At 42.6% G+C, this 16355-nt stretch carries 11 protein-coding genes; 5 read left to right on the top strand and 6 right to left on the bottom strand.

Features of this window, described 5'->3' with window-relative positions; all coding sequences use genetic code 11:
* Positions 1 to 20: 20 nt before the first annotated feature.
* The 4 genes from V7K73_RS17120 to V7K73_RS17135 form a co-directional block, all read right to left on the bottom strand.
* Complete coding sequence (locus tag V7K73_RS17120; protein WP_334881794.1) at positions 21 to 1619, bottom strand: Hsp70 family protein; 1599 nt, start codon at positions 1617 to 1619, stop codon at positions 21 to 23.
* Between the two features lie 239 nt (positions 1620 to 1858).
* Positions 1859 to 2098, bottom strand: a complete 240-nt coding sequence (locus tag V7K73_RS17125) for a hypothetical protein (RefSeq protein WP_334881795.1) — start codon at positions 2096 to 2098, stop codon at positions 1859 to 1861.
* A 300-nt stretch (positions 2099 to 2398) separates the two neighbouring features.
* On the bottom strand, positions 2399 to 3382 hold the full coding sequence (locus tag V7K73_RS17130) for a polysaccharide deacetylase family protein (RefSeq protein WP_334881796.1): 984 nt from the start codon (positions 3380 to 3382) through the stop codon (positions 2399 to 2401).
* Between the two features lie 663 nt (positions 3383 to 4045).
* Complete coding sequence (locus tag V7K73_RS17135) at positions 4046 to 4930, bottom strand: aspartoacylase (protein WP_334881797.1); 885 nt, start codon at positions 4928 to 4930, stop codon at positions 4046 to 4048.
* Positions 4931 to 5270: 340 nt separating this feature from the next.
* Here V7K73_RS17135 and V7K73_RS17140 point away from each other — a divergent pair, with 340 nt between their 5' ends.
* Both V7K73_RS17140 and V7K73_RS17145 read left to right on the top strand, forming a co-directional pair.
* Positions 5271 to 5486, top strand: a complete 216-nt coding sequence (locus tag V7K73_RS17140) for a hypothetical protein (RefSeq protein ID WP_334881915.1) — start codon at positions 5271 to 5273, stop codon at positions 5484 to 5486.
* 100 nt (positions 5487 to 5586) lie between these two features.
* The gene (locus V7K73_RS17145) at positions 5587 to 10035 is read left to right on the top strand and encodes a nitric oxide synthase oxygenase (RefSeq protein WP_334881798.1); all 4449 of its coding nucleotides are present in this window, start codon (positions 5587 to 5589) and stop codon (positions 10033 to 10035) included.
* 285 nt (positions 10036 to 10320) lie between these two features.
* Here the strand turns inward: V7K73_RS17145 and V7K73_RS17150 are convergent, their stop codons facing one another.
* Entirely contained in the window at positions 10321 to 11376 is a 1056-nt protein-coding gene (locus V7K73_RS17150; RefSeq protein WP_334881799.1) for a glutathione S-transferase family protein, read from the bottom strand.
* Between the two features lie 830 nt (positions 11377 to 12206).
* Here V7K73_RS17150 and V7K73_RS17155 point away from each other — a divergent pair.
* Together V7K73_RS17155 and V7K73_RS17160 are read left to right on the top strand one after the other, a co-directional pair.
* A complete protein-coding gene (locus V7K73_RS17155) occupies positions 12207 to 13694 on the top strand; it encodes a galactose oxidase-like domain-containing protein (protein ID WP_334881800.1) in 1488 nt (495 codons plus the stop codon).
* Positions 13695 to 13757: 63 nt separating this feature from the next.
* Entirely contained in the window at positions 13758 to 14933 is a 1176-nt protein-coding gene (locus V7K73_RS17160; RefSeq protein ID WP_334881801.1) for a hypothetical protein, read from the top strand.
* Positions 14934 to 15158: 225 nt separating this feature from the next.
* On the opposite strand, the gene rbsK is transcribed toward V7K73_RS17160, so the two are convergent.
* The gene (rbsK, locus tag V7K73_RS17165) at positions 15159 to 16097 is read right to left on the bottom strand and encodes a ribokinase (protein WP_334881802.1); all 939 of its coding nucleotides are present in this window, start codon (positions 16095 to 16097) and stop codon (positions 15159 to 15161) included.
* On the opposite strand from rbsK, the gene V7K73_RS17170 reads away from it, so the two are divergent.
* Positions 16096 to 16221, top strand: a complete 126-nt coding sequence (locus V7K73_RS17170; RefSeq protein WP_334881803.1) for a hypothetical protein — start codon at positions 16096 to 16098, stop codon at positions 16219 to 16221. The genes rbsK and V7K73_RS17170 overlap by 2 nt on opposite strands.
* The last annotated feature ends 134 nt before the right edge of the window (positions 16222 to 16355 follow it).

A 16355-nucleotide genomic window follows, 5' to 3' on the forward strand; every position in this document is an offset into this window, starting at 1 on the left:
ATTTTTTTATTTGTCAGTCCCTAACTCAACTGTGCCACAAGTTGATTTTCCAACAGCGTGTCATTCGTTAATAAGTCTTCAACGGTGATTCGCAAAAAGCGTTGCTCATCAACTTGAAAGAGAATTTTTATGCGATCGCTTCCAGGATATCCGGCTGGTGTCAGTTGGGCAATTGTCCTCGCGCCTTCTTGATCGTTGAGGGGTTTTACACTGGTTTCACTATTGTCCATCCGGCGTGTAATCAAGCGATCGCCATCAAAATAAACTTCAGTACTACCCGTATCTGCTCCCAATTCTCCCATAATTAGTTCAATGCTGGGCTGATTTTCTACAGAAGCGCCTAAGACTAATTCCACTGGTTGACTCATCGGGTATGCCTGTCCAGCTTTAATTAAAGAATGCCATTTGTGACGCTGATTGCGACGATCCCAGTAGCGGATACCATAACTATGGTAGAGAAAGTCTTTGATTTTCACACCTTGTGCTAACTGTAATGCACCTTGAGCGATCGCTTCAAAGGGACGTTCGCAACGGATTTTTTCTGGCTCAAAATACTGTTTTATCCATGTCTGCACAGCTGGTAATTGTACTGTCCCACCAACTAACAAAACTGCATTAATATCTGGAAGTTCTATTCCTTGGCGTCTTGCTTGCTGCAACAGCGTCGTCATCGACTCATCTAGTAATTCAAAAAACGCGTGTTCTTTGAGGATATTTTCAAAAGTATCGCGGTTTAATTCCAGTTCATAGCTTTCAAATGTCTCATCGTCAAAATAAACTTCACTAGCTTGGTTTTGAGTTGATAGCTGAATTTTTACCCGTTCTGCCAATCTTGTTGTCAACGGACTTATCGCCAGTTCTTGAGTTTTGGCAAAGTAATCTACCAACCAATTATCAATATCGGTACCGCCCAAATTTTGCCCAGCTTTCGCCAATACACGGGCTGTTTTAACTTTTTGTTTTGAATCTTCAGCCAGAGATTTATTACCCCATTTGAGGATAAATCCGAGCGGTTTTGTGGTTGCTTGCACGCCTCGATCCAACCGGACAAGGGATAAATCCAAAGTGCCGCCGCCAAAGTCAATCACCAAAAGAATTTCTTGATCTGCCAAGCCATAACCCAAAGCGGCGGCTGTGGGTTCATCCAACATCCGCACTTGCTCGACGGGGAGGGCTTGACAAACTGTCCCCAACCAGTGACGATAAGCTTCAAAACTGTCTACGGGTACGGTTAAAACTAGAGAATCTAACCCACCTTGCAGGGGTGCTAGTTCTTCAATTACTTTGGTGAGGAACCATTGCCCTACTTGCTCAAAGGTGACAAGTTGCCCATCTAATTCGGGTAAGAAACCTTGGATATTTGCACCAATACCGCGTTTGAAGCTGCGGAAAAATCTAGTGTCGCCCTTGAGGTCAAGACCGCGATCGCGGACTTTTTGTCCGACTAAGACTTGATTTTGTCTTGCGTCTTCGACATAAACCAAGCTGGGAATCAGTGGCGGATTGAGACTTTGTTTAATTGATAAACCTGGTAGATTCAGGGTTTCTGGCTGTTGGGTTACAGGGTTCCAACGAGCAATGACTGTGTTGCTAGTACCAAAATCGATTGCGATCGCCATATCTTATATTTATTATCTCGCATGAAGAGGCCAAAGCTGCTTTATCTCTGATTATTCTCTATAAGCCATCAACAATGCAATTGATAATAAACGGGAGCGGGGGAAATGACCCCTGACTCCTGCGGTGGAATGAAGGGCGGAACATGTTCTTACGTCCCCCAATAAGAGTTAAGTGGTTCTCGAATTGATTGGGTCGAATCCCCTTTCTGTTCCTTCTCCCCTGCTCCCTTGCCTCTTGTTCAATCTTCATGCCGTAACTGCCATGCTGCACCGAAAGCAGCCCCAGCCCCAGCTAACAATCCGGTACTCATTCCTTGGATAGTTTTTTGGATCGGATTTTGGGTTAGACAATCACTTGTAAGCTTACTGTCTTCCAAGCAGAGACTACTTTCTGCCCAAGCAGCAGTACCTCCTAAAATTACACCAGTTATACTACAGCAAACAACTAGCAGCAAAAGACGTTGAGTTTTTCTAACCATAGATAGATGTGTCAAAAATAAGAGATACTAATTCACTCTCAATTACTTTACACATACTTGATAGCAAATGTCAGCTGTTTTCAAGATAATTTGCTGATATTGAAAACTTAGCAACGATTAAAAAATCTGATTAAACATCGAAATTTTAAAAAATAACCTCTGGGGAAGGGATATCACCAGAAGTTTTTAATAAAGACATTGGAATAGTCAACTATTTTAAATATAAATTTATTTGTTTACGATTAATTTTATTTGTAATTAAGGATACAAATTCACTTATCAATCGCATAGCTCATATTTTTACCTTTTTTGAGGCACTAATACAGGCAGTTGACGGGCATCGGCTACAGATTTGGCGTGTTGTCCAACAGTCAAAACATTAAACTGATTGGATATAATTTCTAAACTTTTGTTCACTATTGCCAGCTTTTTGTAGGTGGGAAGGCTCATTCCAGGGAAGAATGATAGCTCTGGCACATCCTCTTGACTTACAAAGTCTGTAGGATGAAATAGCAAAGAAGGCTGGACATGCGTAAGTTTACACAGCCATAGGGCAATTCGCAGGTAGAGTAAAGCCACTTCCGAAGAAAATGTACTCAGATACATTATGTAACTGAAGTGAATTGGCACCTTAAAAATTGGCATGGTGGTAACAGGAATTTCAGTGAGTCTATCCTTACCCATCTTCCACTGGTAAGGTTTTAGAGGCTGCAAACCGTCTTTGAAACCGCCAAACAAAGCTTCCCGTTTCTTGCGTTCTTCCTTACTCAGTTTACAAGTCATCAAATAATAGGCTCGGGCGATGGGGCCTAAAAATGTGGGAAAAGTCGAAGCATCATACTCATATCCCCGCCGTGCTAAGACTTTCAATACCGCAGGAGAAAAACTGTATCCAGGCCCCCGGAAGCCGATAGGATGTTGATGAGTGACGCGCTTGATATGTTGTTCGGCTAAGGCCACCTCTTGTTCAATCTCATTCTCTGAATACAGATGTAGCCAAGGATCGTGGTAAAATGAATGATTGCCAATTTCGTGACCGGCGATGGCGATCGCTTGTAATGCCTTGGTGTTCTTTTCCAGCGCTGCATCCTGACCCACAATGAACACTGTGATTGTCAAATCCCATTGCTGAAAAATATCTAAAAAACGAGGGACTGCAATATCTAAGTAAGAAGGGAAAGTCTCCCAACCCGGAGCGCCCTGATTTTTTAGAAAAGACCAAACATTATCCAAGTCTAAAGAAAGGCTGGCTATTGGCTTGTTTTTTTGTTGCTTTATTTTCATTATTATTTCAACTATTTAGACAATTTTAAGCGGTAAATATAATTTTAGGTTTGGGCTTTAGCAATCCACTTTTTTACTTCGACTCAGCGTTCCTTCAATCTCGAATCGATCGGCTTGTCAGACAACTTTTTACCCTGATATATAATTGCTGGCCATTAATATATCATAATCAAGACACATTTAAACTAAAGGTATAAGTAAGTTTTAGCAATGCGTTAGATATATATAGGACTTACGCAAAAACTCCTTAAACTCTTATTACTTCGTGTCCTTTGCGTCCTTTGCGGTTCGTTTTTTCATAATTTTGCGTCAGTCCTAATATAAATAATTGATGTATTTGGATGCTCAATTTTTCTAAAATAGAATTCATGAGTTACAATTCAGTTGGGTAAACTAAGCCGAAAAACCGGATGAATAATCGGCGTTTTTGCATCCCCACAAAACTAGAATTTTTGGTGGTGGAACAATTCGATAGGGGTTCCAATTTCCAAATGAATTGATTCTAAACAAAGAAGACAGGAAAAAGGAACGAACCACAAAGGGCGCATAGACAAGAAGTGGCTTCCCGTTCGCGTAGCGTCTCCGAAGGAAAAGGGTAGGACACAAAGAAACAAAGAAAGAAGAAGCCAAGAAAATTTCGCGCAGCCTCACAAATAAATCGTATTAGATATTTATTTGCTGCTTCTGAGTCAAACACATTGCAATTCCCTTTTCGTAGTAAGCTGCCTCATTAATAAAAATCGGCCAAACGGTAGATGCTCCCTCATAAAAAATTGTTTTATCATCAAAAGTTAGAAAAATTGGATCTCCTGGGTTTAAGGATTGATAATCTTTATCTTGAAGCTCTGGATGAATCATGCCAAATATTTTACCATCCTCTTGTTTTGGATACTCCACAACTGATAAATGGTCATATAGAATTAACGTTTCGTTAGTTGATGTAATTCCCCCCTGGTTAAAGCGTTCTAAATAGTCCAGAACTGCATAAACAAGTTCCTCTGTTTGTTGGAACAGCTTCGCTTTTAATAGTCCTTGGGCAATAGGGCCAACCTCGATCGCAAAGCCTAATTCGCACAGAGAATTTACAAATGGGTTTTCTTCAATTGATTTAAAAGAGCAGCGATAAACCCTAACTAAAGGATTAATTTGGCTCCGATAAGCAGCCAATTTCAAGTTTAAGGGATGACTGTTTACCAAAATAATTGTCAAACCCATATTAGCTGTAGTGCTGTGCAAGTCTAAGATAAAATCTACTTGTTTATCGCTGTTTGACGCTAGGGTATGCTGGATTGATTTAGCTTGCAATTCTTCGTAACTGCTCAGAGTTAGATTTTGTAAATCTTGCTTAAGAAAACTGCGATTTAAATCCTTCTCTAGATATCGCCTCCCCGCCACAAAAGCGTTAGGATTTGCTAATAGAGTGACTGTCTCAAAACTTTGTCTAGTAATTAAGTCGGGAAACTGGGCAAATTTTTGGATTAAGTAGGCTCCTGTAAACTCATTGCCATGAGTTCCACCGACAATTGCAACTCGATTTATCTGGTTCACGATTACACCATTTGGAACAAGTTTAAAGTGAGTCAATGTCAATACGTTTTTGAGTATAATAAATTTATATATTAATGAGAATAGGGTGTGTAAGTAAGTGGGTCAAATTAAACATCAAACCTCACCCTGCCTCCGGCTTCCCTCTCCAAAATATCGGAGAGGGATTGAGGGTGAGGTTTGATCTTATGTTTAATTACGCCTACCTACTTACGAGAGTAGCAAAGCTTGTCCACTAAGTTTATTTGATTATCATTATCAGCAATTAGGTGAGGAATATTGGCATATAAAAAAATCATGTTTAACTCAGCCAAGATAGGTATTTGAGCATTTGGGGGAAACCATGAGCGTCAGTCGAAAAACCAGCAGAAACCATGCTAAAAAGATCCCAAAACCGATGGTGGAAGAGGAAGTAATTGTTTCGCAACTACAAGCATTACTTACACTGGCCATTACAAGTCTAAAAAAGTACTACCGTCAACTAGGATTAAGAGATATAATTCTCAACTTACCATTAATTGAGTGCGGCGATAAGCGATATCAAGCAATCATCTCTTAGCGTCAAGAATACTCCTTTGTTAGTTTGACCTTATAATTAACATTCAGTGTTATTTCAGATTTGCAAACGCCTAGTTCAACGCTTCTCCAATCTCCATAACATGCACAATAATCAGTCTGATAATAATCAACGAATTTTTCATTTAACTGAAGTCTCTGCCACTGACTTTCCCGCTTCCAATGCTTATAAGTACAAATGCCGTGTGTATCTTGAATCGAACGATGGTAAGCCTTTGTTGCAGAAGGACTTGTTTGCACGAATGCAGCCCAATTGGTTGGTAGAGTTGAAAAATAAGGGTGACTGCACGATTTCGATCACACTCTGCTACCGAGAAGGAGATATTACTAATCCTTGGCAAGATGCTGGAACGGTTACGTTTGCAACACAAGAATATTTCCAGAGTGACTCAAATGTGGATTTAGAGTTTCCTATTCTAACCTGGAGTCAGGCACCACAGCTAAAGTTAAAAGCACGTCTAACGCAAAGCATAAATGAAGGTGATAGCAGTACTGTTACTATATTTGGCAGACAAAACGGTGTTCGTTCGCTGCGCCGTCAAGGTAATGATAATGCCAAGGCTGAGGTTGAACTACCCCAATCCATTCCTCTAACGTCACAAGAGGAAGTGCTTGTCAAAGACGCATGGAACAAACTGCGAGCTTGGAAAGAACTCCAGATGGAAAAGTTTTTCAAGCGTTTGTTGCTGGAAGAACCAGACTTGGAATATCTGTTTGGGGAAGCGATCGACAGCATGGCAGACTTTTTATATGAATTGTTTGACTGCTGTATCCACCAACTTCAACCTGAGACTCAAAATATCGTTGGCGAACCGCTAATGGGTGTGCCACCAGAGCGAGAGCATGGGTTCAAGAGCGTTGAAGAGTACGGCAAGTTTTTTGCAGATGTAGGAATGCGTCCTCATCACTGGGTAAAAGCACGGCAGGTATGGATGTGGATGCTACCGTCGATTCCCTACCTGGAAGAATACGATCGCGAGGAGTTGACAAAAAGCGTAAATTCTGCATCATATAAGTTCTTCAATACCCATGTGATTCTACCGATGGTAGATGCAATTCGTAATTATGAAAAAGCCTTACCAGCAGAACTGTTGCGAAAAATGGCAGATTCCTGGCAAGTCATGGCCCAAAACAAGCAGCAGATGGGAATTGAGTTTTATCAAATGCTGTTTGAGAAATATCCGTTTGTGCTGCCCATTTTTGGACGGGCAGACATGGATTATCTTTCGCTTCACTTATTCCAGGCACTAGAATTTTTGGTCAACTGCCTCAAAGCTGGCAGCAGCGATGAGATGTTGCGCGAACTACGCTTTTTGGGGCAGGTACATGGTAGTGCGGATGTACCCACCTGTGCCTATCCGGCAATTACAGACTGCATGATTGTCTTAATGGAACGGCATATCCCAGATTTTACGCCAGAGGTGCGCCACGGTTGGGTGACGTTGATGGAGCGAGTGATCAACGTGATTAAGTTACCAAAGCTGAATGAAGAACGATTGCTCAAAAAAGCCAAACAATTTTTAGAGTTAATTGCATCTGAACAAGCTTGGGAACTGGAGGATAAGGAACGGCGATGGAAAGAAATTAAGGAAGAAATCAAAGCAACAGGCACTTATACTCATTCTTACGAAGAATTAGCATACGGGGCGCAGTTAGCTTGGCGCAATGCTTCCAAATGTGTGGGGCGAATTGCCTGGAATAATATGGTAGTGCGCGATCGCCGCCACGTCACCGACCCAGATGAAATGTTCCGCGAACTGGGAGAACACGTCCGCTTTGCCACTAACGGCGGTAATTTGCAAATTACCATGACTGTCTTCCGTCCTAAGCAACCCAAGGAACGCTGGGGACATCGGATCTGGAATTCCCAATTGTATCGCTATGCCGCATATCAGCAACCCGATGGTAGCATCTTGGGCGATCCAGCCAACCTGGAATTGACCAACGCCATCATCAAATTTGGCTGGCAACCACCAGAACTACACACAGCTTACGACATTCTGCCACTGGTGATTGAAGCTGCCAATCAGCAACCGAAGATGTATCACTGGAACAAAGACGAAGTGCTAGAAGTGGAAATCGAGCATCCCAGCATTCCAGAGTTGAAGTCACTCGGTATGCGGTGGTACGCCATTCCGGCTATTAGTAACTTCTGCGTTCACATTGGCGGCATCAACTATGGTTGTATTCCCTTCAATGGCTGGTACATGTGTACAGAAATCATGCGAAATTTCCTTGACGAGTACCGCTATAACAGGATGGAGGACATTGCCAAAGCCCTAAAGTTAGATACCAGTTCCGAACAAACCCTGTGGCGCGATCGCGTCGCCCTCGAACTCAACATTGCCATCCTCTACTCCTTCCAGAAAGCGAAGGTAACGATGGTAGATCACCAAACAGCCTCGCGTCAGTTCTTAACTCACGACTTGCGCGAGAAGAAAGCCGGGCGTGAGTGTCCGGGTGACTGGGGCTGGGTTGTCCCCGCCGCCGGTGGTAGTGCATGTCCGGTATGGCATCATCAGATGCGCGACTTCTATCTAGAACCTGCTTATCATCATGCTGCTGATCGCTGGGCAGTGGAAGAGAGCATCAATCTAGAACAATTCATTGCCGTAGCCGATGAGGATGGAGATAAGCAAGACCGGATTCTCATCCTGTATGCCTCAGAGACAGGCACTGCCGAAGGGTTCGCTCGCAAAGCAGCACGACAATTGCAACAATTCCGTCCCCGGGTGATGGCATTGGATGAGATGAGTATTGATACTCTTGCTTCTGAAAAGCTGCTATTAATTGTCACATCTACCTTCGGCAACGGTGAAATGCCAAGTAACGGTAAGCAATTTCTGCAACGGCTAAAGCAACAGCCTGCGGGTTCCCTTAATGGCTTAAAATATTCTATTTTAGGGATTGGCAGCACCGTGTATGAACAGTTTTGTGCGGCAGGAATTGCTGTCGATAAGGCACTTACCAAGGCAGGGGCAAATTGTGTTGTGCCACTACACAAAGGCGATGAAATCAAGGGACAAGCTAATACTTTCAAACAGTGGTTGGGACTGATTTCCCGCATGTTGGGTACAGATGAAACGTCTGGTAATGCCACAAACGCCACTACACCAAAACTGACGGTGAAATTCTTGAGTGCAGCAGAAGCTGCAACCATTACCCCTATAGCCGTAAGCGGTGATAGAAGCATCGAAGTTCCGTTAATTGCCAATGATGAACTGCTCCAAGAAGTGATTCCTGGCAGCCGTTCCACTCGCTATCTTGTCTTCGATATTTCTGGTACAGATTTACACTACGAAACAGGCGACCACATTGCTGTACATCCTGGCAATCCGCCAGAACTCGTGAATCGTTTATGCGAACGAATCGGTGTTATTCCTGATGTCTACTTCACTGCTCAATACACTACACCTGATGGGATAGTAACTGAAGACCAGCCGCCTATTGCAATTCCTACGACTGTTGGTCAGCTTCTGTTGGAAGAACTTGATCTAGCCTTGCGGGAACCATTGAACGATTTACTAGCTTACTTGTACACAGCAGCAGAAAATCCCCAAGACAAACAACGTTTGGAAATTTGGTTAGAAATTCTGCGCCAAGGAGAGGATCATCCCGACAGCATCACGCTCAAGAAAACGATTACGGACAACTTCATGACTGTTGTCGATCTCTTCGATGAATTCCCCTCCGCCTTAATCACCCTAGAAGCCTTACTGGAAGTGCTACCGAAGCAAAAGCCACGTCTTTACTCAATTTCCTCCTGTCCACTTCTGCATCCCCAACAGATTCAAATTACAGTTGGGGTGCTGCAAGTGCAAACTGACGCAGGTAAAGTGCGTCAAGGACTTTGCTCTAACTACTTAGCGGGGCTGAAACCTGGCTCAAAGGTGCGGGTTGGCATTCGCACCTCTGGCTTCCGTCCTCCTGCCGATCCGCAAGCGCCAATGCTGATGGTTGGGCCTGGCACAGGAGTATCACCGCTAATTGCTTTCCTCCAATATCGTGAAGCCTTACAGAACCAAGGAACACAGCTTGGAGATGCCTGCTTATACTTCGGCTGCCGGAATCATGATGACTTTCTCTATAGTGAACAACTTGTAAATTGGCAGCATAGAGGCGTGCTGACTGGGTTGGAAGTTGCCTTTTCGCGCTTAACAGATAGAAAAGTCTATGTTCAAGGCTTGATGCAAGAAAAAAATATTGAACTCTGGCATTTATTGAATCATCCGCAATGTAATTACTACGTATGTGGTGATGCCAAAATGGCAGATGATGTGTTTGAGGTGTTCTTAGCGATCGCTAAAACGGTTGGCGAACTCTCCCACATCGAAGCTGTAGAATTTTTTGAGCGGATGAAGAAAGAGAACCGTTTCCACTCAGATGTTTGGGGTATACAATTACATTTTAAAAAAGCAAGCATAGAGGTACAAAAAGATAACTACTCAAAGGCTGAGAAATGGCTCAATAGAGTCAAGCAATCAACCAATGAGCAACCAGCAATTGAAAAAGGGCAACCGTTGACTGTGTAAATAACCAAGCGATCGCCTTCAAAATCAATTAAGTAGGTAGACGTAATTAAATATATAATACAACCTCACCCTCAATCCCTCTCCGATGCTTTGGAGAGGGAAGCCGGAGGCAGGGTGAGGTTTTATATTTAATTTGTACCCACCTACTTAAAAGAATGTCATATAGCGGCTCCGATTCAGATGCGGTACAACAATCGCGGGGTGTAGGGATACAGCACTGTCGTGTCCCTCACGTAAACCAGAAGCGCTATAAGCAGTTTTTTAACTATTTGTAAGCAGATTACCTCATGAAGTATTCACTTTGCCGATGCGATCGCGCCCATGTGGTTGATAAAGATAAGACATATCAGGCCCATCGGGAATTATCCCGCCCGGATTGAGGGGGAATAGGTTCCCGTAGTAGTCGCGCTTCACACTCTCGACATCGCAGGTGTCAGCTACACCTGGAAGCTGATATAAATCACGTAAATAAGCTCCCAAGTTCTGATAGTCTCGAATTCGCTGCCTATTGCACTTAAACAACCCATAGTAGGCACTATCAAACCGAAATAACGTCGTGAATAAACGCACATCTGCAAGGCTGAGATTATCTCCACACAGATATCGACTAGTCTGCAATGCAATGTCAATCTCATCGAGAGTTGCAAACAGTTCATTACAGGCTTGATTGTATGCTTCTTGGCTTTGGGCAAAGCCGCAGCGATACACACCGTTATTTACCGCGTGATAAATCTTTTCATTCCACCAGTCAATTTTTTCTTTTAGTTTTTCTGGGTAAAGATTTAGCGGGGAATTGTTGGCGAACTCGTTAAACTCAGAGTTCAGCATCACAATAATCTCTGAACTCTCATTGTTGACGATCGTTTTTGTTTGATTATCCCATAAAATTGGAACTGTAGAGCGTCCACTGTAGCCAGGTTCTGCCAACTGATAAAATTCAGCCAGTGTGCGACAACCTTCAACTTCATCGTTGAATATCCAACCGCCTTCAATGGGAGAAGGAGAGACGATACATACTGATATTACCGCTTCGAGTTTTTTGAGCGATCGCACAACTAGGGTTCGGTGCGCCCAAGGACAGCCCAGCCCAACATAGAGTTTGTAGCGCCCTGCGGCTGGTGGGTGTGGATTTCCTTCTTCTGTGCCAATGAACTTGCGAAACTGGCTATTAGGACGAATATAAGCTCCCGACTGATTGCTAGGAGCAAGCTTTGACATCATCATCTGCCACATACTCGTCCAGACAAACTTTCCTAGCCAGATGATCAACTTAGGAGGGAGTGTCCTGCCTTTTTTCTTGGAAAGATTTTTCTCGTCATTCATTGGAGTTGAGTTGCTCATGGCGACAATCTGGCTTTGGGAGCGATTGACGTTACTACTGTTTCTGCTAAGTAGGTTTCGCTTTTTACAACCCACTCTGAACTTTACTACTTTACTTTACTATGCTTTGTATCATAGCTAATCGGAGCAAATTTGCATAGGCAAAGCCCACCGAAGGTATCGCACTCCATAGCGATCGTCACATCTAAAACTGAGTCTAAGCATTCCTCCCTAAAAAACCTATTTACTTTCCCCAGTTTAATTTTTCCATCTATCTCCTGTAATAAATTGCCAATTTATTTAGGAAAAGCTTTAATCGGGATCTCCCTATCCTCTTTATTTATCCATTATGTAATCTGTATTGTATTATACCTGTAGTTAAAATTTTAGATCATGATTTTTCTTTCAAAAAAGAATAATATAAAAATATTTTAATTTGCATTCTATAAAAAGCAAAACTCTTGTGGGGTGGGCAACATGAGCGCCCTAGTTGGGCAACTTCAATGCGCGACATCTATGTGTTTAACCTAGTCACAAATCGAAAATCAAAAACACAAAATTTTAACCATTAATGCCCAATAACAAGCCATAAAAGGTATATGCGTCATATTTGAAAGCATGGTTCATCCTTTCCGAAAAAATACGGTATAATGCTTAATTAGATACTTAATAACAGGTAAAATTGACAGCGTAATTACTAATCAGTAAACGGTATTTACCTGATCTTCTTATAAAAAACATCACATCTTAATATTAGATAAGCCTAAAAAAGTATAGATATATTTTTAGGAATAAGTTACTGAAACAAAGAACAAAAACATAAAACTTACGTAGGAAGAATTGTAAATAAAGTGACTCAAACTCATAACAACCCTAACCTTCTAGAGGAAACGGATTTAGGGACTTTCATTGCTCAGGCTACTACCACAGACAAATGGCAAGTATTGTCCTACAATGCTCCAATCCTACCTATACATGCTGCTCTACTTCGTAGTGGTAAAATACTCTTTTTCTGCGGTTCAGGTAATGATCCCAGTCGTTTAAATACTCCCTATGACAGCGTGGTTTGGGATGTGAATCAAGGAACCTTTAATCAGCAAAAGGCTCCATTGGATAGTAATAATCAACCTATTGATCTTTTTTGCGCTGGTCAGTCCTTCCGCCCTGATGGTAGGTTATTGGTTGCGGGTGGAACTTTGCGCTATGACCCATTTTATGGTTCACCCGCTGCTTTTTTGTTTGATCCTATTGGCGAGAAATGGGTGAAGATACTACCAATGAATAATGGCCGGTGGTATCCTACTTTGTTAACACTAGGCAGTGGTCGGATCTTTGCACTATCAGGACCCGATAAAGATGGCAAGCTCAACAAACAACCAGAAATTTATTCATATTTCTTTCCAAATGGTTGGAACGCTTTTCCAACAACGAGTTCCTTCCCGGCATACGCAAATCTGTTTCTACTCGATAGTGGAAAGATTTTTTATTCAGGTGCCCAGATGGGCGGTAACAACGGAGTAGCGCCAACTATATTAACCCTGCCAGGGACATTTACACAATCCATTACAGAAAAAGTGGTACCAGGGCTGCAAGACTCAGCCTTCGGAGATCAAGGTACTAGTGTGCTTTTACCACCTGCACAAGACCAAAAAGTGATGATTATCGGTGGGGGTAGTGGTAGTACGGCAACAAACAGGGTAAATATTGTAGATTTAAAAGCTACTAACCCAACTTATGTAGCAGCAAAGCCTTTAAACTATGCTCGGATGCATCACAGCGCAGTTTTGTTACCCGATCGCACAGTGTTTGTTTGTAATGGTAGCAAAATTAATGAGGATGCAAGACAATCAATGCTGCCAGCAGAAATCTACAATCCAGCTACAAATACCTGGACAGTAGTAGCTAAACAAAATGTCCCCCGTGTATATCACTCAGTAGCCTTGCTCCTACCAGATGGTAGGGTAGTCACAGCTGGGGGTAACCCTAGCCGGACTGTTGATGAACTGCGATTAGAAATCTACACTCCTGCGTATATGTCGCGATCGCGCCCAATTATTCAAAGCGCTCCTCAAGTATTGACCTACGGACAGCAATTTACAATTCAGACATCCCAGGCTGGGAATATTAAATGGGTTAGTCTGATTAAACCAATGGCAACCACTCATTCCTGCGATACAGAACAAAGGTTAGTGGATGTGCAAATTAATTCTAGGAACGCTAATTCTCTCAATGTCACGCTAGCAACCAATCGAAACATAGCAGTACCAGGCTGGTACATGCTTTTTATTAGTGACAACAATGGAACACCCTCAGTAGCAACCTGGACGCGAATATCATAACTTTACCCGTTTACGTTGAATCACCGTCACTTAATAAAAGTCATTAATTCAAGGAGTGGAAATATGAATTACAAGCTATCACGTCGGCATTTTGGCCAATTGGTACTTGGTGGAACTATAGTATCTGGGCTTAGTTATCTAGGCAACAAAACTTTGGCGCAAACACCAAGTTTCAAAATTGTTGGTATAGGTTCTGGCTCTATCATCAGCACTGACAAAACGGTTATTCCAGAGGTAGATACCACTGAATTAAATAACATTACCGCAAACATTGTACCCACAGATATTAAGCCTCTAGGGCTAGGACTTGTTTTGGACTCCCTTATTTTGCAATCCTTAAATACAGGAAAGGTTCAGCTTATAAGTCCACTAGTTTCTCAGATACTTGCCCAGAGCGGTACAGCTTTAGTACAATCTAATGAGACATTGAGTAGCTTCGCTGTTTTAAGCGATGGCACAATTGCCAATCTCAATACATCTCTAGGAGAGGTTGATGATATATTGAATAACCTCCCTTCTTTAGGGGATGGTATAATTGACGATAATCTATTGAGTAACCTTACTTCTTCAGGGAATAACACAGTTCCCGATCAGGTTACACCTTTAGTAGAGACTAATGAGACATTAAGTGGCTTCACTTGTTTAAGCGATGGGACACTTGTCGTAGCCGCTACTCCTATTATCACTGGTAGTAAACAGGCGACACAGACTCGCATTACATTTTTGGGTACGCCTGTAAAAACTTTGAAAATCTCAGGACTTAAACAAAATCAACAGCTTGGGAGCTTGTTAGGCACTATTGATGGGCGACTCATCGGTTTAGTAGGTAAGAACAACGGTACACCACCGATCACATTGGTAGATATTAACGTTCAAACAGGAGAGATATCTTCTATTAGTAAGATTAAATTCCCGAACGATCAGCGAGTCAGCAATCTAGCACAGTCACCAGATGGAACACTCTATACCTCTTTAGTTGGATTAACTGGCGATACAACTTTGGTGCAGCTAGACTCAAATCAAAAAAGTCCGATCAGACTGGCACAATTGAAACTTAATGGTAAAGCATGGAATAATGGCTTACAAAGCTTGGTTTTCTCTGCAACAGGTCAACTCCTAGCATTTGGAGCTATGAGGTATGAGACACCTAATGCTGTGTATAGCATAGATAAGAATAGTGGAAACATGACTCGGGTACAAGACTTTGACGCTGCCCAGATTACCCTTGCTCGTGGGTAGAAGGGATTGAAGAAGAGGCAAGGGGGATGCAAAAGAATGTGATTGACATTCTTCATCTGGGAGCATCCCAATTTTGGCTTAAATCTTTTCCCTCACCCCCAGCCCCTCTCCCAATTTTGGGAGAGGGGAGACATAATTTTAGTTCGCCGAATCCCAGATGACGGGATTCGGGGTTAGGGGATGAGGGCAAACACAAAGTTTTTGCACCTGACGGGATGCTCTCCCTCATGTTTGCATACTCCCCACTGCCCTTTCAATAAGAAATGCATCAAATGTAAGCCTATCCGGTAGCGAAGTTTGTGCGCCTGGTTTTGTCGTCGCTAAAGCACCGGCTGCTGCACCCCAAACAACTGCTTGGTGTAAAGAAAGTCCTTCAAAAAGTGCCGCCGTCAAGCCGCCATTAAAAGCATCGCCAGCAGCTACTGTGTCAAGTGCATGAACTGGAAACGCAGGTACAAAAAACTTTTCCTCAGCAGTGGCACAAAAAACACCTTTAGCACCTAGTTTGACGATCGCACATTTCACACCCCGTTGTAATAAAACTCCAGCTGCTTTGGCTGCAAGTTCTTCTCCATCCACAGCAAAACCCACTAACTGCGACGCTTCAACTTCATTCGGTGTAATAATGTCCACTAATGGGTAAAGTTCATCCGGCAAATCAGATTGTGCCGGTGCCGGATCGAGAATTACCGTTATTTTAGTTTTTCTTGCTGCTTTAGCTGCTGCAACCACGGCAGTAATCGGAATTTCTAATTGTAAAAGCAGTGCTGTCGCTTCTGGTAATAAATACGACAATCGTTCTACATCTTCTTGATTAACACATCCATTTGCACCAGGAATTACAATAATTTGATTTTCACCAGCATGATTTACGGCGATGATGGCGACTCCAGAACTAACAGTATCATCCACGAAAATATTGTCAATCTGCACACCAGATGCTTGTAAATTGTTGACAAGTTCCCTACCAAAATCGTCTGCACCTACACGCCCCACCATTTGGGTAGAAATTCCCAATTTTGCTAATGCTACGGCTTGATTGGCTCCTTTACCTCCCGAAACTTTAAAAAATTCTTCTCCTAGTAACGTTTCTCCGGCGACTGGTAAGCGGGGTGCTGTTGCTACCAAGTCTATATTTATGCTGCCGAAGACGATAATACTCATGATGCTTATTTTGGCTAATATTAAAGTGATTCAGCCTAATATTACAGTCAGCGATCGCAACTGTTATTCCACCAATGATAGAGATCAAATATTTGTGATCCTGGATAGCTGGATTTTTATTTGACAATCCTATAGCGGTTCCCATTCAGATGCGGTATAACATTATATTGCCAGGTGTAGGGGCATGGCACTGCCATGCCCCTACCGATGTACCTCACATAAACGAGAACCGCTATAGTAGTTTGACAAGTCAACAAT

Source organism: Nostoc sp. (assembly GCF_036916975.1).
Taxonomy (GTDB): Bacteria; Cyanobacteriota; Cyanobacteriia; order Cyanobacteriales; family Nostocaceae; genus Nostoc.

Coding starts and splice junctions, on each gene's coding strand:
- V7K73_RS17150 (WP_334881799.1), bottom strand. CDS start 11,376: ATGAGCAACTCAACTCCAATGAATGACGAGAAAAATCTTTCCAAGAAA.
- V7K73_RS17170 (WP_334881803.1), top strand. CDS start 16,096: ATGATGCTTATTTTGGCTAATATTAAAGTGATTCAGCCTAATATTACA.
- V7K73_RS17130 (WP_334881796.1), bottom strand. CDS start 3,382: ATGAAAATAAAGCAACAAAAAAACAAGCCAATAGCCAGCCTTTCTTTA.
- V7K73_RS17160 (WP_334881801.1), top strand. CDS start 13,758: ATGAATTACAAGCTATCACGTCGGCATTTTGGCCAATTGGTACTTGGT.
- V7K73_RS17120 (WP_334881794.1), bottom strand. CDS start 1,619: ATGGCGATCGCAATCGATTTTGGTACTAGCAACACAGTCATTGCTCGT.
- V7K73_RS17125 (WP_334881795.1), bottom strand. CDS start 2,098: ATGGTTAGAAAAACTCAACGTCTTTTGCTGCTAGTTGTTTGCTGTAGT.
- rbsK (WP_334881802.1), bottom strand. CDS start 16,097: ATGAGTATTATCGTCTTCGGCAGCATAAATATAGACTTGGTAGCAACA.
- V7K73_RS17140 (WP_334881915.1), top strand. CDS start 5,271: ATGAGCGTCAGTCGAAAAACCAGCAGAAACCATGCTAAAAAGATCCCA.
- V7K73_RS17145 (WP_334881798.1), top strand. CDS start 5,587: ATGCACAATAATCAGTCTGATAATAATCAACGAATTTTTCATTTAACT.